The organism is Aeromonas sp. MTB (genome assembly GCF_056632455.1).
The window spans coordinates 1912063-1936729 of the sequence record NZ_CP147026.1; the positions used below are offsets into that span (position 1 = coordinate 1912063).

The following is a 24667-nucleotide window of genomic DNA, read 5'->3' on the forward strand; positions in this document are numbered from 1 at the left end:
GGAATGTTTGTTTTTATGCGATCAATTAAAGGAAAGGGTTTTCAAGCTTTTCAGGCTGTTTTTATCGGTTAAAGTGTGACTTGCGTTAACTTTTAATTCTGCCGCTTTAGTTAGTATTCTCACGCCGGTACATATTTTGAGATAACAACAGCGCCGGTCCCGCAAGCGGGATAACAATTTTATTTGTAACGAAGGAATATGGTTTATGGCTACCAAGAAGAAGACAGACCAGGATCTCCAACTGGATAAAGATCAGCTCAAGGCGAGTATCGTGCGTCACCTGCGTTCTACCTTGGGAACAAGCGAACAGAAAGCCTCTCCCGAAGCGTGGTGGAAAGCCACTGCTGCGGCTGTCAATGAACAGGTGTACGAGCGCCTGACCCGCACTCAGCAGACTCATTTCAAGAAAGATACTCGTGCGATTCACTATCTCTCTGCTGAATTCCTGATGGGACGATTGACTTCCAACAACCTGCACAACCTCTCCCTCTACAAGACTTGCGAAGAGGCGCTGGGCGAACTCGGTCTGGAACTGACCGACCTGTGCGAACAAGAGCCGGACATGGCACTTGGCAACGGCGGCCTGGGTCGTCTGGCTGCCTGCTTTATCGACTCGCTGGCCACTCTGAACTATCCGGCGGTTGGTTACGGTATCCACTACGAACACGGTCTGTTCCGTCAGGAAATCCAGGATGGCCGCCAGATCGAGCGTCCGGACTCCTGGCGTGAATATGGCAACCCCTGGGAGATCTGCCGCCCCGAGTCGGTGCAAGAAGTGCCGCTCTATGGCTACGTCGAGACCGTGTTTGGTGACAATGGTGGCCTGAAGAAGGTATGGCACGCCGGTCGCAAGATTAAAGGGGTGCCTTGGGATATTCCGGTGGTCGGTTTTGGCGGTCACACCGTCAACATCCTGCGTTTGTGGGAATCCCGCGCCTCCGAGTTTTTCGACTGGGACGTGTTCAACGCCGGTGGTTACATCGACTCCCAGGCTGAGAAAGCCCAGGCCGAGACCATCTCCAAGGTGCTGTATCCGAACGATGAGACCGATGCAGGTAAAGAGCTGCGTCTGATCCAGCAGTACTTCTTCTGTGCTTGCTCCATCAAGGACATCATGCGCCGCTACAAGAGGGTCCATGGCAGTGACTTCAGCAACTTTGCCGCGCAAATTGCCATTCAGCTCAACGATACTCACCCGACTGTCGCCATCCCGGAACTGATGCGGGTGCTGGTTGACGAGGAAGATCTGAACTGGGATGCCGCTTGGGCTATCTGCTATCAGGTCTTCTCTTATACCAACCACACTCTGCTGCCGGAAGCGCTGGAGAAGTGGTCGGTCAGCCTGTTCGAGAAAGTACTGCCTCGCCATCTGGAGGTGATTTACGAGATCAACGCCCGCTTCCTGAACGAGTTGGTGGAGCCCAAGTGGCCGGGCAACGATGCTATCAAAGCCAAGCTCTCCATCATCGAAGAGGGAGATGTGCGCAAGGTTCGCATGGGCAACCTGTGCGTGATCGGTTCGTCCAAAGTGAACGGTGTGGCCGAGATCCACTCCAAGCTGGTGAAGGAAGATCTCTTCCCCGAGTATGCCGAGCTGTGGCCCGAAAAAATGTGCAACGTGACCAACGGGGTGACCCCGCGTCGCTGGCTGCTGGCGTGCAACCCGGAACTGGCTGGCCTCTACAACGAAGTAGTGGGCAAGGAGTGGCCGCTGCAACTGGACAAACTGCGTGGCGTGGTGAAGTTTGCCGACGACAAGGCGTTCCAGCAGCAGTTCATGACCATCAAGCGTCACAACAAAGAGAAGCTGGTCAAGGTCATCAAAGACGAAACCGGTATCGATGTCAGTGCCGAGGCGATCTTTGACGTTCAGATCAAGCGTCTGCACGAGTACAAGCGCCAGCAGCTGAACCTTATTCACATCATGGCGCTCTATCGTCGCCTGCTGGCCAACCCGGACTATGACATGCACCCACGCGTGTTTATCTTCGGCTCCAAAGCTGCGCCCGGTTACAAGCTGGCCAAAGACATCATCTATGCCATCAACAAGCTGGCGGATCGGGTCAATAACGATGCTCGTATCCAGGGCAAGCTGAAAGTGGTGTTCATGCCGAACTACCGCGTGAGTCTGGCCGAGAAGCTGATCCCGGCAGCAGATGTCTCCGAGCAGATCTCCACTGCAGGTTATGAAGCATCCGGTACCGGCAACATGAAGATGGCACTCAACGGTGCAATCACCATCGGGACGCTGGATGGAGCCAACATCGAGATCGCTGAAGAGGCGGGTGCCGAAAACTGTGCCATCTTCGGTCTGAATGTGGACGAAGTGAAGTCGCTGAAGGCGCGCGGTTACAATCCGTACGACTTCTACTATGCCAACTCCGAGCTCAAAGCCGTGCTGGACTGGTTTGATACCGACTACTTCACGCCTGGTCGTCCGGGTGATCTGGCCTCCATCAAGCGCTCCTTGCTGGAAGGGGGAGACCCTTACCTGACCCTGGCGGACTTCCAGTCCTACTCGGATGCACACAAGCTGATCGATACCTGGTATCGGGATCCGGCGCTGTGGGCGAAGAAGGCCATCATCAACTCGGCCACCATGGGCAAGTTCAACTCCGACCGCTCTATTCAGGACTATGTGGATCGTATCTGGAAGCTGAAACCCTGCAACATCGGCTAATCGGATTCATAAATGAGAAAACCCCCGCAATGCGGGGGTTTTTGTTTATTGGGGGGGAGGTGGATCAGAGGATATCGCCAACGAAGTAGGCCAGCAGGGCGAGCAACACGGTAAAGACCACGTTCAGAGCCATACCGGCTTTCATCATCTCCCTTTGGCGGATGTGGCCACTGGCAAAGACGATGGCATTGGGCGGCGTTGCGACCGGCAGCATAAAGGCACAGGAGGCACCGATAGCGATCAACACCGACATCACCACAGGTGATACACCCAGCGCCTCGGCGACACCGGCAAACAGGGGAACCAACAGTGCGGCGGTGGCGGTGTTGGAGACCAGTTCGGTCAGGAATACCACGAAGGCGGCCAGCATAAGCAACACAACAAAAATGTTGGCGTTGGAGAGCACGGCCGACAGATGGCTAGCTAGGAATGCGCTGGTACCAGTGGCCTTGAGAATGGCGCTCAGGGTCAGACCGCCGCCAAACAGCATCAGCACGCCCCAGTCGGTGTTCTGGTTGACGTCATCCCAGCTGGCGACACGGCTGACCACGATGGCCACGATGGCGCCCATGGCAATCAGGGTGTCGAGTTGCGGAATACCGCCAAAGGCGTTGGAGATGGGTTGTGAGCCGATCCAGAGCACAACGGTGGTCAGGAAGATTGCCAGCGTCACTTTCCGCTCGCGGGTCCAGTTGATGGTGACATCCTGGATCTCGACGCGGTGGCTGAGACGTGGGCGGGTTACCAGATAGAGCAGGGCAATGCCGCAGGGCATCAGGATCAGCACTACTGGAACACCGAATTTCATCCAGTCAGTGAAGCCAATCCCCATCTGGGCGGCAGCGATGGCGTTGGGTGGGCTACCCACCAGGGTACCGATGCCGCCGATACTGGCGCTATAGGCGATCCCCAGCAATACGAAGACGAAGGTGGCGCGCTCTTTTTTGCTATCGAGGCGTGCCAGCATACCGATCGCCAGTGGCAGCATCATGGCGGTGGTAGCGGTGTTGCTGATCCACATCGACATGGCGGCTGTGATGGTAAAGAGCAGGATGACGCCCCAACCCAGATGGCCATTGGCCAGGTGCATCACCTTGCCTGCCATCAGGGTATCCAGTCCCTGTTTTGAGAGGGCTGCCGCGAGGGCGAAACCGCCAAAAAAGAGGAACAGGATCGGGTTGGCAAAATCGGTGAGGGATTTGCTCATGTCAAACACCCCGAGCACGGTAGCCAGCAGGGGCACCAGCAGGGCGGTGATGGTGACGTGCAGTGCTTCGGTCAGCCAGAGGATGGCGATAAAGACCAGAATGCCCAGCCCCTTGTTGACCATGGGGTCAAACGGGAGCCAGGCGAGCATGGCACAAAGTAGCAGGACATCCAGGATGACGATCCCTGATTTGATGTCCAGCCAGCGAGATGGAGCAGAGGGTACAGCTGATGTGTGCATAATGTTCTCTCGGTTAATTTATGGTTGTTTTTGTGTTGCCGAGATTACATCCATTCACTTGTTTGAAACAGACTCACATGTTGAAAATCAGCCTCTACTCACATACTCATTGATAAAAATGAGGAAATGAACACATAAATAAAACATGTGCGAAATATAAATCAAACATCCATGAACTGTTCCAGCCACTGCTTGAACATGCTCTTGGGCAAGGAGCCATTTATCTGGTTCACCAGTTTGCCCTGTTTGAAGACCATCAGGGTGGGGATACTGCGAATGGCGTAACGGGCGGCAATGGTGCTCTGTTGCTCGGTATCGACTTTGGCAAAGCGCATCCGTGGTTCGAGTTCATGGGCAACCTCATGAAATACCGGAGCAAACTGCTGGCAGGGGCCGCACCAGCTGGCCCAGAAATCGACCACGACCGGGATATCTGAGTTGATCAGGGTATCGAAGTTATCCGTCTTCCCGAGGCAAGGGGTCTGGCTGAACAGGGGGGCTTTGCAGCGCCCGCATTTGGCAGATGTATCGATATGGGTAATGGGCAGGCGGTTCCTGGTAAAGCAGTGGCTACAATAAGTAGTGATAAATGACATAATTGGTTCCTTCTAAATCAGCGCTGGCCGGGGATATGATGAGAAGCCAGAATGAAGCAATCGCGAAACAATAGCGAAATATCAGAGCAATAACGGTAACACAGTGCCCAGCGGGAGTGGATAATTCCCCCAGGGGTCATTGCCTGACCGGATAATTCAGCGACCACCAGATGAGAGTCGAGACGGGATGAATAAAGGATCACGGAAAAACCGTGCTGTGCCAGGGCTGATCGTTGCCTTGCTGCTCGCCTTTTCGGGCTACTGCTGGCAGTCGCTCAGTCAGCAGCAACAGGCACACGACCTGAACGACGCGGCCGAGGTGGTGCTGAACCGGATCAACGCCGATACCGTCTATCTGCTTGGGCGGGAGCAGGCCAATGACAGCAATGTCCAGCAGCGACTGAACCAGTTATCCATCACCCTTGACGGTTTTGTACGGGAAGTCAGAAGCGATCCCGAGCTGGTGCAAGACGACCTTTCCCAGGCTCTGCTTGATGACATGGACACCTATCTGATGGCGCTGGCCAGGCTTCATGCCATTGAGATGGCTATCGAGTACCTCAATGCGCCCCTGCAGGCCCAGATTAAAAAGGTGCGGGGGATAAGCCCGTCAGACAGTGCGCTTCATCGCGACCTGGAGGAGCTGGCGCAACTGAGCAACTATCTGCAGCGCAGTTGGGACAAACGTGAACAGACTACGCTGGACCAGCTGCAACAGCAGTTGCAATCCCGTTATGGCAACTTGCCGGAGATCGCTACCCTGATCCGCCTGAGCAAGGAGATGAGCCAGCAGGTGATTGCCTATCACACCTTGCGTTACCAGCTCATCGACATGCATGTGATCGAGAGTCTGGTGCGCTGGAAACTCGACAAGCTGGAGCGCGCCTCCTCTTTGATGAACCGCTTCTATCTGATGGTGCTGTGCGGGGCTTTGATCTGCTTTGCGCTGGTGGCCTTCACCCTGTGGCGCCGCAATCAGAAGCTGAGCGAGTTGTCGCGCCAGACCGGCTTGCTGGCCCAGGCCAAAAGCGATTTTCTGGCCAACATGAGCCACGAGATCCGCACCCCCATGAATGCCATCATAGGTTTTAGCTCGCTGGCACTGCAGACCGAATTGGATCAACAACAGCGGGACTATCTGGGCAAGATCAAATCCTCATCCGATACCCTGCTGCTGCTGATCAACGACATCCTTGATTTGACCAAGGTGGAGTCCGGCAAGCTGACGTTGGAGGAGATCGACTTCGATCTCAGTGAGCAGCTCGATTCGCTGGCGGGCATGTTTGCCGATCTGGCGGAGCGCAAACACGTGGAAGTGGTTATTCGCAAGTCACCGGAGGTGCCGGTCTTCTTGCGTGGGGATCCCTTGCGATTGGGACAAGTGCTGGTCAATCTGGTGAACAACGCCATCAAGTTTACCGAACGCGGTGAAGTCGAAGTCTGCATCGAGCTGGCCAATCCTCACCCAATGCGGATCCGCTTCAGTGTGCGCGATACCGGCATCGGCATTGCCGAAGAGAAGCAGACCCAACTGTTTCAGGCGTTTACCCAGCTGGAGGCGGGCAATACCCGCAAATATGGCGGCTCGGGGCTCGGGCTCAATATCTCCCAGCGGCTGGTGGAGCTGATGGGGGGGCGGATCACCGTAGAGAGCAAGCCTGGCGTCGGCTCTCTGTTCAAGTTCGATATCCCGATGGCGCAGGCGGTCTACGGCGTGGCTGGACGGAAAGTCTTCTTCGAGAACCAGCCGCTGGTGATGGTGATGGATGACAACGAACTGGTGCTGGATCTGGCCCGGGACATTCTGACTCGCGCGGGAGTGCGAGTGCTGCCGGTTAACTCCCTTTCCCGCGCCCGTCAGCTGCTCCGTGAAGAGGGACCGAATCTGCGGTTGGCGATCCTCGACTGGCGCATGGGTCAGGAGGATGGGCTCGATCTGGCGCTGGAGATGTATCAGCACAGCCAGTGGCGGCGGATCCCCATCCTGATGATCAGTGCCTGGGCCAGAGAGGGGCTACACGCCCGGATGGATAGCATGGGGCTGACCCATTTTCTGCCCAAACCGATGACCGAAAATGCCCTGCTGGCCAAGGTGGACGAGCTGCTCAACGGCAGCTCCTACGAGCTCAACCTGCGCAAGGCCGAGGCACAGGGGGATCAGCAACACTTCAAATCCCTGTTGCAGGGTACCCGAGTGCTGTTGGCGGAAGACAACCGGGTCAATCAGCAGCTCATCATTGAGTATCTGCGGCGCGTCGATGCGGTGGTGTGTGTGGTCAGCAATGGTCGGGAGGCGGTGGAGCGGGTCGCCGAGCAGCCTTTTGACGTGATCCTGATGGATTTGCAGATGCCGGTGCTGGACGGACTCGATGCCACCCGCCAGATCCGCAAGATGGTCGACAAACACGATGTGCCCATCATTGCCCTCACCGCCAGTGCCATGCCCGGTGACAAGGAGCGTTGCCTGGGGGTGGGGATGAATGGCTATGTCACCAAGCCGGTGAGCAAGCTGGATCTCTACAACAACCTGCTGCAGTGGGTAAAGCCGCAAGGGGTGGAGCAGGCGGGGATCATGGAGGTGAAACCGCCGGATATGATCGGGATCCTCGATCTGCAGGATGCACTCAAGCGGCTGGAGCAGGACAAGGAGGCGTTGCAGATCCTGTTCAAGCTGTTCATGTCGGAGCACAAGGACGATCTGTGGGAGATCCGCTCCGCCCTGCGCCGTCAGCAGCCCGAGGTGGCCAGCAAGCTGCTGCACACCCTCAAGGGGGTGTCTGCCAATATCTCGGCGTCCCGTCTGCAATTGGTGGCTGGCGAGCTGGAGTGGCGCCTGCGGCAAAACGAAGTGCTGAGCGAGACGGATCTGGAGCAGTTGCAACAGGTCTTTAGCCAGACCCGGGAAGAGGTGTCACACTTCCTGTTGACCGGTGAGCAGCATGAAAATTCGTATAATCCCTATTCATCAGGGGATGATCGCATGTCACAGTGAATTAAATAGTAATTATTCTCAACCATCCCGGTTCGGGATATGATGAGCTTTCGTTCGAATCGCCTCCAGCCGGAGGCGATTGTTTTCATTCTTCTATTTCTGCGTGGCTTCTCTGATGGCCGCTCCTTGGAGCGGTCACGGGCAGAGAGCGCTAAAGGTTGGTGGTGTGAGCGTATTTCTACGATTGAGCTGGTTTTTCAAGGAGCAGTGGCCCCGTTATCTGGCCGCCATCTCCCTGCTGCTGATGGTGGCCCTGTTGACCGTTATTCCGCCCAAAGTGGTGGGCTGGGTGGTGGATGGCATCACCAGGGGTGGTCTCGACAATGGTACCCTGATGCGCTATCTGGCGGGGCTGTTTGGTCTGGGTGTGCTGATTTATCTGCTGCGCTACGTCTGGCGGGTGATGCTGTTTGGTGCCTCTTACCGTCTGGCCTATGTGTTGCGCAATCGCCTTTTCAGCCATTTCACCCGGATGAGCCCCGATTTTTATCAGCGCCACCGTACTGGCGATTTGATGGCCCATGCCACCAATGACATTCAGGCTGTGGAGATGACCGCTGGCGAAGGGGTGCTGACTCTGGTGGACTCCATCATGGTCGGGGTATTGGTGCTCTCCATCATGTGCAGCCAGTACTCCTGGCAGTTGACGCTGGTCTCCTTGCTGCCGCTGCCGGTGATGGCCTATTTCATGAACCGCTTCGGCACCCAGATCTATACCCAGTTCAAGGCGGCGCAAGGGGCCTTCTCCAGGCTCAACAACAAGACCCAGGAGGCCCTTTCCGGCGTGCGGGTGTTGAAATCCTATGCGGTTGAATCGCTGGAAGATGAAGGCTTTGCCGAGCTGACCAAACAGGCGGGGGAGCGCAATATGGCTGTGGCCCGCATCGATGCCAAATTCGATCCGGTCATCTATCTCTGTATCGGTTGCTCCTACTTCCTCGCGGTGGCGGGGGGCAGTGTGCTGGTGCTGCGCGATGAGTTGACCCTGGGTGAGCTCACCAGCTTCACCATGTACCTTGGCCAGCTGATCTGGCCGATGTTTGCCATCGCCTGGCTGTTCAACATCATCGAGCGGGGCAGCGCCGCCTACTCCCGTATCGAAAGCCTGCTGGGGGAGCGTAGCGATATCGAAGAGCCCGCCCAGCCTGCCGCGTTTACCTCTGCCTTTCCTTTGCAGATCAAAGGGGTGAGCTATCAACTTGAGCAGCGCACCCTGCTTGCGGATATCGACGTTACCCTCAAGCAAGGGGGGATGCTTGGGGTGGTGGGGCGCACCGGGGCAGGCAAGAGCTCCCTGCTCAAGCTGTTGATGCGCCTTGCCAATCCGACTCACGGTTCGATAGCCATGGGGGGCGTACCGATTGACCAGTTGCCGCTCGCCACACTGCGCAGCCAGTTTGCCTATGTGCCGCAGGAGCCATTCCTGTTTTCCACCACTATCGCCGCCAATATTGCCCTCGGCAAACCCGATGCGAGCCGCGAGGAGGTCGAACGGGTGGCGCGCATTGCCTGTGTCCACGATGATATTGTGCGTTTCCCCAAGGGCTATGAGACCGAGGTGGGGGAGAAAGGGGTGACCCTCTCCGGCGGTCAGAAACAGCGGCTGGCCATTGCCCGCGCCCTGCTGCTGGATGCGCCCATTCTGGTGCTCGATGATGCGCTCTCGGCGGTGGATGCCCACACCGAGCAGCAAATTCTGCATGCCCTCAAAGCCCATCGTCGCACCCTGATCCTGGTCAGCCATCGCATGACGGCGGTGGAGCAGGCCGACGAGATCCTGGTGCTGGAGCAGGGGACCGTTAGCGAGCGGGGTCATCACGGTGCCCTGATGGCGCACAATGGCTGGTATGCAGATATGGTGCGTTACCAGCGTCTCGAAGAAGCGGTGGAGGAGAGCCTGTGAATCCGACCATTAAACGACTGCTCGCCTACTGCGCCCAGTATCCTCGCTGGCTTATTCAGGCGGGGATCTGTTTGCTGCTTGCCACCGGCGCCGAAGTGGCCGGACCGCTGCTGATCAAGCTTTTTATCGATGACTATCTGGCGCCTCGCAATATCGTGCTGCCCACCATAGCCCTGATTGCAGCGGGCTATCTGGGTTTGCAGGTGCTGTCGGCGGCGGGCTTCTATTTGCAATCCCTGCGCTTCAATCGCATTGCTCAGGCGGTGGTGCAAACTTTGCGCGAGCAGGTATTTGCTACCGCCATCCGTTTGCCGGCCCGCTACTTTGACAAGCATCGCTCCGGCTCGCTGATTTCCCGCATCACCAACGACACCGAGGCGATCATGAACCTCTATGTGCAGGTGATTGGCTTGCTGGTGCAAAAGGTGGTGCTGTTGTGCGGCATCCTCATCTCCATGGCGCTGCTGGATCTGCGGCTGATGCTGGTCTGCTCCCTGTTGCTGCCCGCCGTGGGCGGGGTGATGTGGCTCTACCAGAAACTGAGTGTGCCGGTGGTGCGAGCGACTCGCAGCCTGCTCTCCGACATCAACAGCCGCCTCAACGAGTCGCTGCAGGGGATGCCGGTTATTCAGGCGATGGTGCAGGAGCGCCATTTCGCCAAGGCCTTTGCCGAGGTGAACCAGCAGCACTGGTCGGCACGGATCAAGAGCCTCAAGATCAACGGCATTTTGCTGCGCCCGCTCATTGATCTCTTCTACATGATGGTGCTGATCGGTCTGTTGGCGCTGTTCGCCCATGAGGGGGTGAGCCACGCGGGGGCCATTCAGGTGGGGGTGCTCTACGCCTTTATCAGCTATCTGGGGCGGATGATCGAGCCGCTCATCGAGATGACCAACCAGCTCAACCAGCTGCAGCAGGCGATGGTGGCGGGGGAGCGGGTCTTTGCCCTGCTCGATGAAACCCGCGAGAGCACCGAGGGCGAGCTGCGCCCGCTGGAAGGACGGGTCAGTTTCGAGCGGGTGAGCTTCTCCTACGATGGTGAGCAACAGGTGCTGCGGGAGGTCAGTTTTTCCGCAAAACCGGGCCAGATGCTGGCACTGGTGGGCCATACCGGCAGCGGCAAGTCCACCATCATCAGCTTGCTGATGGGCTTCTATCCGCTGGATCAGGGGCAGATCCGCTTCGATGATCACGCACTGGATACCCTGTCGCTGGCGGCGGTGCGCCGCAGCATCGGGCTGGTGCAGCAAGATCCCTTTATCTTCGTCGGCACCCTGGCGGAGAACCTGCGTCTCGGCCGCGCCGGAATAGACGAAGCGCGGCTCTGGCAGGCGTTGAGCGAGGTGCAGCTGGCCGAGTTTGTGCGCAGCTTGCCACAGGGGATCAACACCTTGATGGAGGAGGGGGGCAAGAACCTCTCCGCCGGCCAGCGGCAACTGCTCTCCTTTGCCCGCGCGCTGGTGGGGGATCCGCGCATCCTCATTCTGGATGAAGCGACGGCCAGCGTGGACTCCCAGACCGAGCTGGCGCTGTCGCAGGCGATCTCTGCTGCCCGTCGTGGCCGCACCACCATCGCCATCGCCCACCGCCTCTCGACCATCGTCGATGCGGACGAGATCCTGCTGCTCTCCCGCGGTCAGGTGAATGAGCGGGGTACCCATGGTGAGTTGATGGCCCTCGGCGGTCACTATGCCCAGCTGTTCGAGATGCAGAGTCAGGGAGCCTGGCTGGAAGAGAAGCGCGCCTGAGCGGCACATTTGCTGTAACAGCGACATGAACGAGAAGAGGGAACCGGTGTGGTTCCCTCTGTTTTTTCGGGTTGGGCAAAAGGTCGTAAGCGTGATCCCTGTGCTTGTCGAATGGCGCAGATGCAGGCAACATGTTGTTTACATTAACTCATCGGATCAGTTCGCATATGGATTTGCAACGCTTCAAAGCCAATCTGGCGCTTCGGCTGTTTGCCTGGCGCTATATTCCCGTCATCGGGTTTTGTGCCCCGATCATCGAAGAGATGAACGCCAAAGCGCTGCGCATTCGCATTCCTCTTGGCTGGCGTACCCGCAACCATCTGGGCAGCATGTATTTTGGCGCGCTGGCGACCGGCGCCGATCTGGTAGGTGGTCTACTGGTGATGGAGAAGGGGCGGCAGCGGCGCAAGAAGGTGCACTTCGCCTTCAAGGATGTGCAGGGGGAGTTTTTGAAACGCCCGGAGGGGGATGTGCAGTTCGACTGCGCAGCGGGGGAGGAGATTGACGCCATGATCGACGAATCGTTGGCAAGCGGTCAGCGCATCAATCGCCCCATCCGGGTGGTGGCCACCTGTCCGTCATTGAACGGGGATGAGGCGATGGCGCGTTTTGTGCTGACCCTGTCGATCAAGGCCAGCTAGCGGGTTGTCGGAGAGTGGCTCCCCAAGACGGGTTTAGCCAATCTCCGGGCTGACGCCCTCTTTCACCACGACCTTCATGCCGTTGAAGTTGACCACCTGTTCGGCCACGATCTTGCAGCGCTTGCGGGTCTCGACCTGACCGTCCACCTCGACCAGCCCTTCGGCAACGAGGGCTTTGGCGGCGCCGCCACAATCGGCCCACCCCTGATGTTTGATAAGGTCACACAAGGCAACGAAGGGGTGACCTTCGAGCAGAAACGTCTCCATGGGAAATCCTCTAGATGGATGAATGCCGGATACAGCAGGGCGACTATTTTAGGCAGTTCGCTCAGGCAAAGAAAGGAAGAGGGACTACTCGCTGCGAAAAAGTGGCCGATTGTTCTTGAGGTGGCGCTTTCGCAAGTCCTGATGGAGAGGTGAGAGGGCCACCCGTGACGTATCGTGACGCACCTCGTCCCTGCTGGTGTGCCCACACTCTCCCCTGACTGTTAGGATCGGGCCACTCTCAATGGCCCAAGGAACTTTCCATGACACTCTCCCGCCTGCTGCTGGCATGCAGCGCCCTTACTCTGTGCGGTGTCGCGCAGGCCAGTACTCCGGTCCAGGTCTCGCTGCCCGGGGTCAATTTGCCCGCGTCCCATCAGGTGGAAGGGGCGCGCGCCTCGCTGCTCTACGGTCGGACCGGTCAGGTGAAGGGCATTGATCTGCCGATCTTCGCCCTCTCCGATGTGGATCAGTTCAGCGGTCTGCAGCTCGGGATTTTCCTCGGTGCTGGTCGGGTGCGTCACCAGTTTGGCGGGGTCGCTATCAACGCCATCAACTGGCACGAAGGGCAGGATACCGGCGTCAATCTGGGGCTGGTCAACCTGACCAACAATGTACAGGGGCTTAACTGGGGGGCGGTCAATATCGCCAAGGGCAATGCGCTGGCCAACGTCGGCTTCGTCAACTATGCCGAGCGTACCACCTTCCAGATTGGCTTTATCAATGCGACCAAGCACCTCGATGGCTTGCAGATCGGGCTGGCCAACTATGCCGCCAACGGTGTTTTCCCCATTTTGCCGCTGGTGAACTTCCAGAAATCGTTCTGAGTGGGCGGTTCGCTTTGCGTTAAAGGCATCTGCTGATTACCCTGTGCCTCTTGCAACTTGTGACAGGCGAACAGAGGTAATTGATGACGGCAGGGCAAATGAGTGCAATCGGGATCGGCTGGGATGTGCGTGGCTGGCAGGGCAGTGCCCAGGCGGTGGCCGTGGTGGGCTGGCAGGCCGAATCCAACCGCCTGCACTGGCTCGGGGTGTCGCCGCTGTTTCGCCTGAGCTCGCGGGTGGCGCCGGATCTGGCCGCTCTGCTGCGTCCCGCCCTGCAAAATGAGCTGACCCAGGTGCAGGTAGAAGCCTGCCCGCAACTGGCGCTCGGTATCGATGCGCCGCTCGCCTTTCCCCGCGCCTTGCGGGATCTGCTCAACGGCCAGCCACATAGCTGCGCCGCTCCCGAGCGGGAGATAGACAACCCCTACGCCTATCGTGACTGCGAGCGCTGGTTGTATCAGCAGTACGGCAAGAAGCCGCTGTCGGCCACCTTCGATCGGCTTGGCAACAACGCCACTCTGGCGCTCTCCATGCTGCCGCGACTCTCGGCTCTGCAACTGGTGCCCAAGGTGCAGGAGCAGGCCAGCCGCGCCGTGTTGGAGGTCTATCCGGCATTGGCCAAAGTGGGCGGCAAGGCCTCCCCGGCACGGCCCGAGCTGGCGGCCTTGCTGCCTGCGGACGTGCTGGTCGGCACCGATCGCTACGATGCGGCGCTCTGCGCCCTGATGGCGCTGCAATATGCCGCTGGTGGCAAGGTGACGGTATTGCCTGAGCTGATTTCGCCACCTGGTGACATGCCGTGTGATGAGGGATGGGTCTATCACTTTGCCCGTCATGCTGTAGAGCACAACGGCATGTGACGACGGGGACGCGGCACATCATGGCGCCGCTCACCCTGTGGACGCGGGCCAAATGGCGCAAAAAACCTGTCTTTAGTCAGGAAATTGCCTGTTCATCCCGCGCCAAGGTGGCGCATCGTTATCTTCATCCGATATATTGCCCACCTTGCTGATCCTTTGCTGTGGTATTCCCGATGAAATCCGTTCTCTCTATTCAGTCCCACGTGGTCTTTGGTTGTGCCGGCAACAGCGCGGCCGTCTTCCCCATGCGTCGCCTCGGCATGGATGTATGGCCCATCAACACGGTGCAGTTTTCCAACCACACCCAATATGCCCAGGGGTGGCAGGGAATGGCGATGCCGGCGGGTCATATCAGTGCGCTGGTGAAAGGATTGGGCAATATCGAGGTGTTGAGCCAGTGTGACGCCGTGCTGAGCGGCTACCTTGGCTCTGCCGAGCAGGGGGACGAGATCCTGACTGTGGTCAACGCCGTCAAGGCGGCCAACCCGGATGCCATCTACTTCTGCGACCCTGTGATGGGGCATCCGGAGAAGGGGTGTATCGTCGCTCCTGGCGTCACCCGTTTCCTGACCGAGCAGGCGCTGCCGGTGGCCGACATGATGGCCCCCAACCTGCTGGAGCTGGAGACCCTCTGTGATACCCATCTGGCTGATCTGGATCAGACCCGCGCTGCCGCCCATCAGCTGCTGGCCTGCGGTGTCAAGCTGGTACTGGTCAAGCATCTCGGTCGTGCGGCGCAGGACTCCAGCCGCTTCGAGATGCTGCTGGCCACCCCGCAAGGGGATTACTTGATTGCCCGTCCGCTCTATGACTTTGCCCGCCAGCCGGTGGGGGTGGGCGATCTTATCAGCGCCCTGATGCTGGCGAATTTGCTGGCCGGTCACGATGCGGTCAGCGCGTTCGAGCGCACCAACGCCTCGGTGGATGCGGTGCTGCAGGAGACCTGGCGCCAGCAGGCTTACGAGCTGCAACTCATCGCCGCGCAAGATGCCTTCGCCCTGCCAGAGGTTGAAGTGCGAGCGGTGAAACTCCCCTGAGTCAACGCGGACTTTCGTCTATCCCGACAAGGGGGTGGGATGCAGATGAAAAAGGCTTGCCAATGGGCAAGCCTTTTTACTGTTTGCCTGTTTAGTGCGGCAAGCAATCAGGCGCGGGGATGGCGGAGGCGATAACGCTCAGCCATGGCATTGGCCGCTACCATGGCGGCGTAGACATTCTGTTCACTCACTGTCATCGGCATGTTGCCCATGGTATCGAGGGGATCGCAGGCCAGCTGCGCCACCTTGCGCCACTCGCTTTCATCAAAGTGGGTGAGCCCCAGCTCTTGCAGCGTCATGGGCAGACCTGCACAGTCGATGATGCGAAACACCTCATCAAGTTCGTGTTGCGGGGCGCGCTCAAGCACGAGTTGGGTCAGCAGGCCGAAGACTACCTTCTCGCCATGCTGGGCGCGATGGAGCTCCGCGATCAGTGACATGCCGTTGTTGACGGCATGAGCTGCGGCCAGTCCACCGGCTTCTGCGCCGACCCCGCTGAGGTAGATGGTGGCCTCGATAACCTGCTCCAGTGCCGGAGTCGAGACATGGTGGCGTATCGCATCCATGGCCAGCTCGATGTTCTCACCAAGCAGCTCGTAACAGAGCTGTGCCAGACCAAGGCCAGTGCGTGAAGGACGCTTGCCGACCAGATTGAGCCCATCCGCCCGATAGCAGGCGCGCGCCTCGAAATAGGTGGCCAGGGCATCGCCAACGCCTGCGGAAAAGAAGCGGGGAGGGGCGGCGGCAATGATGGCCGTGTCAGCCAGCACCACGTCCGGATTTTGCGGCAGGAAGAGATAGCGCTCAAATTCCCCCGCCTGGTTGTAGATCACCGCCAGTGCCGTGCAGGGGGCATCTGTGGAGGCAATCGTCGGAAACAGCACAACCGGACGGCGCAGATAGAAGGCCACGGCCTTGGCGACATCCAGCGTCTTGCCGCCGCCGATCCCGACAATCACGTTCGCACCATATTGCTCTGCAAGGTGGGTCAGGCGGTGGATCTCCTGTTCGGTGCATTCGTAGCGAAACTTGTCGACCACTCCCCTGAGGCCTGCCTGCAGGAGCCCCGCCAAAGCTTCTTCCCGTACCCGCTCCAGAATGAACTCATCGCTGATGAGCAACGCATAGTCACCAAAATCTTTAACGTGCTCATGGAGTTGCGGGAGAAGGTGTTGACCGATGATGAACTTTTTGGGGGAGGTAACTGTACGGGGCAAAGTGGGCATCCATTATTCCTCAAGGCAGTGAATAACATAGATTTGATTATCAAATGGGTCTCTCACGATACGCCTGATGAGGCAATAGATGAAGAAGAAAAGGGGGGGGCGTTTTAATCATTAATTAATCTTTCTGTTTGTTTGGTTGTTTTTTGGGGCGAGCAATTGGCGGTGTTGAGGCATACAGGCGCAATGGCCGTATCGTGGCAATCCGTCGCAAGCCATATTGCTGCAACAAACAGTCACGCTGGCAACAAGCAGGGCCGCTTGGTGCGGCCCTGCTGTATGTGGATAAGGGATAGGGGATGGTCAGAGCGGTTTGTAGAAGATGACGGTCGCAGCAAGGGAGCCATCGGCGTTGAGTGCAAAGCCCGGGATCTGGCCCGCCTCCAGATAGCCGAGTTGACGATAAAGGTGGGAGGCCACATCACCGGCGCGAGTATCCAGCACCAGCAGCGAACGGCCCGCGGCATGGGCGCCTTGTTCCATTGCCTGCATCAGCGCACGACCGACACCTTTGCCTCTCGCCGTTTGCAGTACCATCAGTTTTTCCACCTCGGCCCGGTGGCGACCGTTGGCCTTGCCACAGAGCGCGAGCTGAACCGCTCCCACAATCTGTTGTTGCTCAAGGGCAAGCCACAGCTTTCGGTGACCTGCCGCCAGATCCGCTTCAACTCCTTGCCAGTAGCGGGCAGATTCCTCCGTGGTCAGCGGCGGTAAAAAACCGACCGAGGCGCCGCTATCGACACAATCTTGCAGCAGGGTGATGAGCGCACTTTGGTAGGTCGCTGCGCTTTTAACTTCCACAATGTCCATCTGGCATCCTTGTCGTTACGCTGTTATGTGGCTGATTACCACCGTTGGTTCATATGAGGTAGTTACTTATGCTCGCCGCGAGTACGGCTTGTCAGCGGATCAGCTCCTGCTCAACCAGCCAGGTAAACAGCAGGCGGGAGACGGGGGAGAGCTCATCGAGGTGAGAGCTGTCGAGCCAGCGCAGCTCGGCAATTTCTGCCGAGGCGGTCGGGGTGCCGCTTGTTTCGCCGGTGTAACAGCGCAGTCTCACCTCGACTCCTGCCGGTTTGCCATCGGCCTGAGCGCTGAACTCGCAGACAAAGCGCAGGGTATCGGGCTGCAGGGTGACAGCCAGCTCCTCTGCAATCTCGCGGATCAGTGCCGCCTCGTCGCTCTCGCCCGGTTCCCGCTTGCCGCCCGGGATGTAATAGATGTCCTTGCCGTGGGAGCGGGCGCAGAGCAGTTGCTGATCTTTAAAGGTGAGCCAGGCGAGTTTGTCGATCATCCGTTTTCTCTCCAATGGGGTTGCCGTGATGAGCTGTGGCGCATTCAAGCGCACAGTTGTTTTGCATGCCGGCAGCCTAACAAAGATGAAGTTGAGTCCCAAGGAGAAAGAGGGGATAGGTCGGAAACGCACTGTTTCCAGCGCGGTGACCACGTAGCTGAAAGAGTGCACAAGGGCTGGTTCGCCACAGCCTTCTCGTCCCTAAAAAAGTGGACTGGCGCACACCACGACAGGGCCGGACTGGGCGAAGGCGGGGTCCTTGTGGTTTAATCTTGCCACTTTAGCGGTAGTAGGCGAGGAGCCTGCTACCTTGCGTTGGCAAGATGCAGGTGAGCAAGATGCAGATAGCAGCAGAGAGCAAGTTTATCGGACTCGGGGTCGCGGGCAATTTCGCCGGTCATCTGGAGCAGGCGGGTGAAGCGTCGGACTTCGTAGCGGTAGTCGTGCGCGACACCACGGCGCCCAAGGCGCTGTTTCCCTTTTTCGTGCCGGGCCATCCGGGTCAGCTCGGGGTATTCCCGTTGAGCGACAAGGCGATCTTTCTGCCGGAAGCGGCGGTCAGCGGTGACGAGAAGGTGCAGATTGAGCCGGAAGTGGCGCTCTGGTGCGAGCTGGAGTATGCCGACAAGCAGGTGGTGGCGATCCATCCCCGCGCCTTTGGTGCCTATAACGACTGTTCCATCCGCCGTCCCAACGCCAAGAAGATTAGCGAGAAAAAGAACTGGGGCGAAGAGAGCAAGGGGTTGGCGGCCAAGCTGCTGCCGCTTTCCGGTTTTGCCGCCGGTTGCGAGCTCGATGACTATCGCATCGCCTGCTATCTGGAGCGCGATGGCGAGCTGCACGCTTACGGGGTAGACAGCGCCGCCATCGACTACAGCTACTTCCACGGCAAGCTGCTCGACTGGGCCATCGACAAGTTCAATCATCAGCAGGATGAGGGGCCGGCGGAGCACATTCAGGGACTGCTGGCGCAGGCGGGACATCCTCCCCATGCGCTCATCAGTATCGGTGCCACTCGCTATACCCCGTTTGGCGAGACCCACTTCCTCAAACCGGGCGACACTTCCTGCGTGGTGGTCTACCCGGGCAGCCTTTATAGCGAAGCGGATATTCGCGAAGCGATCCGCAGCCGCAACTTTGGCGCTGATATGTCGGTGCTGCTGCAGGCGGTGCAGGCGGTGCAGGCGCGCTAATCACCGTTGCCAGTGGGAAGATGTCTCTTCCCGCTGGTTATCATATCGAGTCATTTCATGACGATTGTTCCGGTATCCCGGGTCGATTATCCGGCCCTGATCGATCTGTGGGAGGCCTCTGTTCGGGCGACCCACCACTTCCTGCTCGAGGCCGAGATCGTCGCGCTTAAACCGCTTATTCTGGAGCACTACTTCGATGCGGTGACACTGCACAGTGCCCGTACAGAAGAGGGGAACGTTGCGGGTTTTAGCGGAGTGTACGAGGGCAAGCTGGAGATGCTGTTTGTGGCTCCCGAGGCGCGCGGTAGTGGCGTGGGTCGCCGGCTGGTGGAACATGTCATCGGCCAGTGCGGCGCGACGCTGGTTGACGTCAACGAACAGAATGAGCAGGCGGTGGGTTTCTACCAAAAGATGGGGTTCGCCGTGACGGGCCGCTCGCCGCTGGATGGCCAGGGCAAGCCCTATCCGCTGCTGCATATGGCGTTGGCGCCGACCTGATCGTGCCTGATGAGGCGCAGTACCCATAAACCAACGGGGGATGGCATCAGCCATCCCCCGTTTTTTGATCGTGTTTGTTACTTGCTGGCGACCTTGTTCACCACCTTGATCAGCTGATAGCGCAGGGAGGGGGCATCGGCCGGCACATCGGTGAGCTGTTCCTTGCTGACAGTGAGCTGGTAGCGATAGCCAGGCTCGAACTGGAAACCTTCAATATTCTGGTAGAACAGCGTCCAAGGCTGCTGCTCATCACTGCGAACCTGCATGCACTGCATCGGGCCAACTCCGACGCAATCGACCAGCTGGCTGTTGATATAGAGGGTCTCCCCCTGTGACGATGCGGGGGCGCTCTGGCAGGCGGTCAGCAGCAAGGCTGCGCTGATAAACAGTGGTTTCATAATGGACTCCTTAACGCGAAAGGGGGCATTAGAGCGGCAAACAAAAAGGCGGTCAATGACCGCCTTTGTAACAAACCATATCAGCGCAGTGGTTAGCGCTGCTCGAGCGGAGTGAACTCGCGCAACGGGTGACCCACGTAGAGCTGGCGTGGACGACCAATCTTGCTGTCCGGGTCTGAGTGGAACTCGTTCCAGTGGGCAATCCAGCCAATGGTGCGGGAGATGGCGAAGATCACGGTGAACATGCTCATCGGGATGCCGATCGCCTTCATGATGATGCCGGAGTAGAAGTCCACGTTCGGGTAGAGTTTCTTCTCGACGAAGTAGGGGTCGGAGAGCGCAATACGCTCCAGCTCCATGGCTACGTCCAGCAGCGGATCCTTGATCTGCAGCTCGGTCAGTACTTCGTGGCAGGTTTCGCGCATCACGGTGGCACGGGGGTCGTGGTTTTTGTAGACACGGTGACCGAAGCCCATCAGACGGAACGGATCATTCTTGTCCTTGGCCTTGGCGATGTACTCGGGGATGCGATCCACCGAGCCAATCTCTTCCAGCATGCGCAGGCAGGCTTCGTTGGCGCCACCGTGGGCCGGTCCCCACAGGGAGGCTATCCCCGCGGCGATACAGGCGAACGGGTTGGCACCGGAGGAGCCAGCCAGACGAACGGTGGAGGTGGAGGCGTTCTGCTCGTGATCCGCATGGAGGGTAAAGATACGATCCATGGCGCGTTCAACGATGGGGTTGACCTTGTACTCTTCGGTCGGCACGCCAAACATCATGTGCAGGAAGTTACCGGCATAGGAGAGGGCGTTACGCGGCTGCATGAACGGCTGGCCGATGGAGTACTTGTAACACATGGCTGCCAGAGTCGGCATCTTGGAGAGCAGACGGAAGGCACAGATCTCGCGATGCTGCTCGTTATTGATGTCGAGGGCATCGTGATAGAAGGCGGAGAGGGCGCTGACTACACCGCACATGATGGCCATGGGGTGGGAGTCACGACGGAAGCCGCGGAAGAAGAAGGCGATCTGCTCGTGCACCATGGTGTGGCGGGTGACCAGGCGTTCGAATTCGGCATATTGGGCCTTGGTCGGCGCTTCGCCGTACAGCAGGATATAGCAGACTTCCAGATAGGTGGCCTGGGTGGCCAACTGGGCGATGGGGTAACCACGGTGCAGCAAGACACCCTGATCCCCGTCAATGTAGGTAATGGCAGATTTGCAAGAACCGGTGGCCATAAAACCGGGGTCAAAGGTGAAATACCCCTGTGATCCCAATTTTCTGACATCGATAACATCCGGGCCGATGGTGCCGGAGAGGATCGGCAGGTCGACCGGATCTTTTCCGGGCAGGTGTAGGGTGGCTATCTTATCAGCCATAGCACGTCTCCTTTGCTCTTTATAATTTGGTTCCAGTCCTACTCTATTACGACTTTTATGACGCTGGCAAAGGTTGTTACCCATACCGAAGTGGCTGGAGCGCCTTATTTGAAACAGAGTTCCTTATCAATGTCAATTTTGCTGGAACCCCATTAATGGCATTAATGAAATGTTAAATTAAATATGCGATCGAGTTTGCGGTTTTGTGTTTTCTTTGTAGCTAATTGATTGTCTTCGGTTAAGGCCGCCGATATACTGCGCCACGTGGGTCATGGCTGCGGGTGTTTGAAACGCTTTGGCAAAGCCTGATGTGAAACCGAAAACTCGCGTTTTGGCTTTTTCAGAGTGTTTTGGTAACAAAAAACCAACAATCACCATTCCGTGCCCTCAAGTGTGAGTTAAAACAATAACTAACGTGCTCAATGGAGCTGAGTGGGCAAGCGTGAAAAACAAACAGAGACCGGTCAACCTCGACCTACAGACGATCAGCTTTCCTGTCACTGCCATTGCATCCATCCTGCACCGTGTTTCAGGGGTCATTACCTTTGTTGCACTGGGCATCTTGCTGTGGATGCTTGGCACTTCACTCGCCTCTCCCGAAGGGTTTGAAACCGTGGTTGCCATCATGGACAACTTCCTGGTCAAACTCGTGCTGTGGGGGATCCTGACTGCGCTGGCATACCACATTGTGGGCGGCTTGCGTCATCTGGTCATGGATATGGGCTATTGGGAAGAGCTGGAATCCGGCAATCAGAGCGCCCGCGTGGCCTTCGTGATCACCGCGATCCTGGCTGTATTGGCGGGAGTGCTTGTATGGTAACCAATTCTGCAACCTTCGGGCGCAGCGGCGTTCACGATTACATCCTGATCCGCGCCACCGCCCTCATCATGACCTGTTATGTCCTCTATCTGGTGGGCTTTGTCGCGTTCAACGACATCACCTACGAGGTGTGGGCAGGCTTCTTCGCCAAAACATTCACCAAGGTATTCACCCTGTTGACCCTGCTCTGCGTACTGATCCATGCCTGGATTGGTCTGTGGCAGGTGCTGACTGACTATATCAAGCCGGTAGGGCTGCGCGGGGCGCTGCAATTTGCCCTGGTCGTGGTGCTGTTTGTCTATCTGATGACGGGTTTCGTCGTGCTGTGGGGTGTGTAAGGTGACTATTCCAACTCGTGAATTTGATGCGGTGGTGATTGGTGCCGGTGGTGCCGGTATGCGCGCCGCGCTGCAGATTGCCCAGTCCGGCAAGAGCTGCGCTCTGTTGTCCAAGGTTTTTCCAACCCGTTCTCACACTGTCTCCGCCCAGGGCGGGATCACGGTTGCGCTGGGCAATGCCCACGATGACAACTGGCAGTGGCATATGTATGACACGGTAAAAGGTTCCGATTACATCGGTGATCAGGAAGCCATCGAGTACATGTGCAAAACCGGCCCCGAGGCTATCTATGAGCTGGAGAACATGGGGCTGCCCTTCTCCCGTTTCGACAACGGGTCTGTCTACCAGCGTCCGTTTGGTGGTCAGTCCAAGAATTTCGGTGGCGAGCAGGCCGCTCGTACCGCAGCGGCCGCCGACCGTACCGGTCACGCCCTGCTGCACACCCTTTACCAACAAAACGTCAAGAACAAGACCACCGTCTTCTCCGAGTGGTATGCGCTGGATCTGGTGAAAAACCAGGATGGCCACGTGGTGGGTTGTACTGCCATCGATATGGAGAGCGGTGAAGTGGTCTACTTCAAGGCCAAGGCCACCGTGCTGGCGACTGGCGGTGCCGGTCGTATCTACCAGTCCACCACCAACGCCCACATCAACACAGGTGACGGCGTCGGCATGGCGCTGCGTGCCGGCGTCGGCGTGCAGGACATGGAGATGTGGCAGTTCCACCCGACCGGCATCGCCGGAGCAGGGGTGCTGGTAACCGAAGGCTGCCGTGGTGAAGGTGGCTATCTGCTCAATAAAGATGGCGAGCGCTTCATGGAGCGTTACGCGCCAAACGCCAAGGACTTGGCCGGTCGCGACGTGGTGGCCCGCTCCATCATGATAGAGATCCGTGAAGGCCGTGGCTGCGACGGCCCCTGGGGTCCACACATCAAGCTCAAGCTGGATCACCTCGGCAAAGAGGTGCTGGAATCCCGTCTGCCGGGGATCTGCGAGCTCTCTCGCACCTTCGCCCACGTGGATCCGGTCAAAGAGCCGATCCCGATCATTCCGACCTGCCACTACATGATGGGCGGCGTGCCGACCAACGTGAATGGCCAGTGCCTGACTCAGGACAAGAATGGCAACGATGTACCGGTGGTCGGTCTGTTTGCGGTGGGCGAGATTGCCTGCGTCTCCGTACACGGTGCCAACCGTCTGGGTGGCAACTCCCTGCTGGATCTGGTGGTGTTCGGCCGCGCTGCCGGCATGCATCTGGTCAACACCCTGGGCGAGATCGATCACGGCCGCGATGCTTCCGAGTCGGATCTGGATGCCGCACTGGCCCGCTTCAACCGCTGGGAAAATTGCCGTGACGGGGAAGACCCGGTGCAGATCCGCAAAGACCTGCAGCGCTGCATGCAGAATAACTTCTCGGTGTTCCGCGAAGGTGCTGCGATGGCAGAAGGGTTGGCCGAGCTCAAGGTTATCCGCGAACGCCTCAAGTCAGCCCGTCTGGATGACACCTCCAAAGAGTTCAACACCCAGCGCATCGAGTGCCTGGAGCTGGACAACCTGATGGAGACTGCGTTTGCCACGGCGGTTGCCGCCAACTTCCGTACCGAGAGTCGCGGTGCTCACTGCCGCTTCGACTTCCCGGATCGCGACGATGAGAACTGGCTGTGCCACAGCCTCTATCATCCGGACACCGAGTCCATGACCCGTCGCGCTGTCAACATGTCACCCAAGACCCGTGAGGCGTTCCCGCCCAAGGTCCGGACTTACTGATTGCGGAGCCAGCCCTATGAACGTCACATTCTCTGTCTACAGATACAATCCGGATGTTGATAACGTCCCCCATATGAAGGAATATCGTCTTGATATTCCTGAAGGTTCCGACATGATGGTGCTCGACGCACTGATCCAGTTGAAAGAGCTGGATCCCACGCTCGCCTTCCGCCGCTCTTGCCGCGAAGGGGTCTGTGGATCAGACGGTCTCAACATGAATGGCAAGAACGGTCTTGCCTGTATCACCCCGCTCTCCGACCTGCTGAAGAAGGGCAATAACGTCGTTATCCGCCCCTTGCCCGGCCTGCCGGTGATCCGTGATCTGGTGATCGACATGACCCAGTTCTACACCCAGTGGGAGAAGGTCAAACCCTTCCTCATCAACGATGACAAGTTGCCGCCGGTGCGTGAGCACCTGCAATCCCCCGAAGAGCGCGCCAAGCTTGACGGCCTGTACGAGTGCATTCTCTGTGCCTGCTGCTCCACTTCGTGCCCCTCCTTCTGGTGGAATCCCGACAAGTTCATTGGTCCGGCCGGGCTGCTCGCCGCCTACCGCTGGCTGGCTGACAGCCGCGACACCGCGACCACCGAACGATTGGGGAATCTGGACGACGCCTTCAGCGTGTTCCGCTGCCATGGCATCATGAACTGCGTGAACGTCTGTCCGAAAGGCTTGAACCCGACCAAGGCGATTGGCCAGATCAAGTCGATGTTGCTCAATCGGGCTGTTTAGTATCAGGGCCGGCCACGTGCTGGCCCGA

23 protein-coding genes are annotated in these 24667 nt (G+C 58.2%); 14 read left to right on the forward strand and 9 right to left on the reverse strand.

The annotated features are described in order from the left end of the window. Window positions 1-205: 205 nt before the first annotated feature. Window positions 206-2680: a glycogen/starch/alpha-glucan phosphorylase gene (locus WBR25_RS08825; protein WP_479749693.1), complete on the forward strand. Its 2475-nt coding sequence runs from the start codon at window positions 206-208 to the stop codon at window positions 2678-2680. A gap of 64 nt (window positions 2681-2744) precedes the next feature. Here WBR25_RS08825 and WBR25_RS08830 read toward each other — a convergent pair whose 3' ends face one another. Together WBR25_RS08830 and trxC are read right to left on the reverse strand one after the other, a co-directional pair. Further along, a complete protein-coding gene (locus WBR25_RS08830; RefSeq protein WP_005333606.1) occupies window positions 2745-4127 on the reverse strand; it encodes an SLC13 family permease in 1383 nt (460 codons plus the stop codon). Between the two features lie 161 nt (window positions 4128-4288). After that, window positions 4289-4723: a thioredoxin TrxC gene (gene trxC, locus WBR25_RS08835; protein WP_042083398.1), complete on the reverse strand. Its 435-nt coding sequence runs from the start codon at window positions 4721-4723 to the stop codon at window positions 4289-4291. Between the two features lie 187 nt (window positions 4724-4910). Here trxC and WBR25_RS08840 point away from each other — a divergent pair, with 187 nt between their 5' ends. The 4 genes from WBR25_RS08840 (at window position 4911) to WBR25_RS08855 (ending at window position 12007) form a co-directional block, all read left to right on the forward strand. Next, window positions 4911-7715 carry a hybrid sensor histidine kinase/response regulator gene (locus WBR25_RS08840; RefSeq protein WP_123172918.1) on the forward strand — a complete coding sequence of 935 codons (2805 nt, stop codon included), beginning with the start codon at window positions 4911-4913 and terminating at the stop codon, window positions 7713-7715. Window positions 7716-7881: 166 nt separating this feature from the next. Further along, a complete protein-coding gene (locus WBR25_RS08845; RefSeq protein WP_120414116.1) occupies window positions 7882-9618 on the forward strand; it encodes an ABC transporter transmembrane domain-containing protein in 1737 nt (578 codons plus the stop codon). Beyond that, a complete protein-coding gene (locus WBR25_RS08850; protein WP_042083406.1) occupies window positions 9615-11366 on the forward strand; it encodes an ABC transporter transmembrane domain-containing protein in 1752 nt (583 codons plus the stop codon). Before WBR25_RS08845 ends, WBR25_RS08850 begins: the two co-directional genes overlap by 4 nt. 167 nt (window positions 11367-11533) lie before the next feature. Then, window positions 11534-12007, forward strand: a complete 474-nt coding sequence (locus tag WBR25_RS08855; protein ID WP_005352552.1) for a DUF4442 domain-containing protein — start codon at window positions 11534-11536, stop codon at window positions 12005-12007. A gap of 33 nt (window positions 12008-12040) precedes the next feature. On the opposite strand, the gene ybcJ is transcribed toward WBR25_RS08855, so the two are convergent. Then, window positions 12041-12274, reverse strand: coding sequence for a ribosome-associated protein YbcJ (gene ybcJ / locus WBR25_RS08860; protein WP_005361116.1), 234 nt, complete (start codon window positions 12272-12274; stop codon window positions 12041-12043). 260 nt (window positions 12275-12534) lie between these two features. On the opposite strand from ybcJ, the gene WBR25_RS08865 reads away from it, so the two are divergent. From WBR25_RS08865 to pdxY, 3 genes are all read left to right on the forward strand, one after another. After that, a complete protein-coding gene (locus WBR25_RS08865; protein ID WP_005333596.1) occupies window positions 12535-13098 on the forward strand; it encodes a VC2662 family protein in 564 nt (187 codons plus the stop codon). Between the two features lie 83 nt (window positions 13099-13181). Then, window positions 13182-13958, forward strand: a complete 777-nt coding sequence (locus WBR25_RS08870; RefSeq protein WP_042083408.1) for a DUF429 domain-containing protein — start codon at window positions 13182-13184, stop codon at window positions 13956-13958. 173 nt (window positions 13959-14131) lie between these two features. After that, on the forward strand, window positions 14132-14995 hold the full coding sequence (pdxY, locus tag WBR25_RS08875) for a pyridoxal kinase PdxY (RefSeq protein ID WP_042083411.1): 864 nt from the start codon (window positions 14132-14134) through the stop codon (window positions 14993-14995). Window positions 14996-15102: 107 nt separating this feature from the next. Here pdxY and WBR25_RS08880 read toward each other — a convergent pair whose 3' ends face one another. From WBR25_RS08880 to WBR25_RS08890, 3 genes are all read right to left on the reverse strand, one after another. Continuing rightward, window positions 15103-16221, reverse strand: coding sequence for a glycerol dehydrogenase (locus WBR25_RS08880; protein ID WP_371167497.1), 1119 nt, complete (start codon window positions 16219-16221; stop codon window positions 15103-15105). 300 nt (window positions 16222-16521) lie between these two features. After that, on the reverse strand, window positions 16522-17028 hold the full coding sequence (locus WBR25_RS08885) for an N-acetyltransferase family protein (RefSeq protein WP_474767306.1): 507 nt from the start codon (window positions 17026-17028) through the stop codon (window positions 16522-16524). A gap of 91 nt (window positions 17029-17119) precedes the next feature. Continuing rightward, window positions 17120-17512, reverse strand: coding sequence for an NUDIX hydrolase (locus WBR25_RS08890; RefSeq protein ID WP_479749694.1), 393 nt, complete (start codon window positions 17510-17512; stop codon window positions 17120-17122). 338 nt (window positions 17513-17850) lie between these two features. Here WBR25_RS08890 and WBR25_RS08895 point away from each other — a divergent pair, with 338 nt between their 5' ends. Beyond that, a complete protein-coding gene (locus tag WBR25_RS08895; protein WP_479749695.1) occupies window positions 17851-18705 on the forward strand; it encodes a DUF5718 family protein in 855 nt (284 codons plus the stop codon). 57 nt (window positions 18706-18762) lie between these two features. Continuing rightward, window positions 18763-19203: an acetyltransferase gene (locus WBR25_RS08900; protein ID WP_479749696.1), complete on the forward strand. Its 441-nt coding sequence runs from the start codon at window positions 18763-18765 to the stop codon at window positions 19201-19203. 77 nt (window positions 19204-19280) lie between these two features. On the opposite strand, the gene WBR25_RS08905 is transcribed toward WBR25_RS08900, so the two are convergent. From WBR25_RS08905 to WBR25_RS08915, 3 genes are all read right to left on the reverse strand, one after another. Next, window positions 19281-19601 carry a DUF4377 domain-containing protein gene (locus tag WBR25_RS08905; RefSeq protein WP_181222018.1) on the reverse strand — a complete coding sequence of 107 codons (321 nt, stop codon included), beginning with the start codon at window positions 19599-19601 and terminating at the stop codon, window positions 19281-19283. Between the two features lie 92 nt (window positions 19602-19693). Then, on the reverse strand, window positions 19694-20980 hold the full coding sequence (locus tag WBR25_RS08910) for a citrate synthase (protein WP_040066320.1): 1287 nt from the start codon (window positions 20978-20980) through the stop codon (window positions 19694-19696). A gap of 177 nt (window positions 20981-21157) precedes the next feature. Then, window positions 21158-21358, reverse strand: coding sequence for a hypothetical protein (locus WBR25_RS08915; RefSeq protein ID WP_124929313.1), 201 nt, complete (start codon window positions 21356-21358; stop codon window positions 21158-21160). A gap of 64 nt (window positions 21359-21422) precedes the next feature. Between WBR25_RS08915 and sdhC the strand changes: the two genes are divergently transcribed. The 4 genes from sdhC to WBR25_RS08935 are packed head-to-tail and all read left to right on the forward strand — an operon-like array spanning window position 21423 to window position 24639. Next, entirely contained in the window at window positions 21423-21800 is a 378-nt protein-coding gene (gene sdhC, locus WBR25_RS08920) for a succinate dehydrogenase cytochrome b556 subunit (protein WP_005333571.1), read from the forward strand. Then, window positions 21794-22138, forward strand: coding sequence for a succinate dehydrogenase, hydrophobic membrane anchor protein (gene sdhD, locus WBR25_RS08925; protein WP_005333558.1), 345 nt, complete (start codon window positions 21794-21796; stop codon window positions 22136-22138). Before sdhC ends, sdhD begins: the two co-directional genes overlap by 7 nt. Before the next feature lies 1 nt (window position 22139). Next, window positions 22140-23906 (forward strand): succinate dehydrogenase flavoprotein subunit, encoded by a 1767-nt coding sequence (gene sdhA, locus WBR25_RS08930; RefSeq protein ID WP_346201523.1) that lies wholly within the window; start codon window positions 22140-22142, stop codon window positions 23904-23906. Window positions 23907-23922: 16 nt separating this feature from the next. Then, complete coding sequence (locus WBR25_RS08935) at window positions 23923-24639, forward strand: succinate dehydrogenase iron-sulfur subunit (protein ID WP_005333549.1); 717 nt, start codon at window positions 23923-23925, stop codon at window positions 24637-24639. The last annotated feature ends 28 nt before the right edge of the window (window positions 24640-24667 follow it).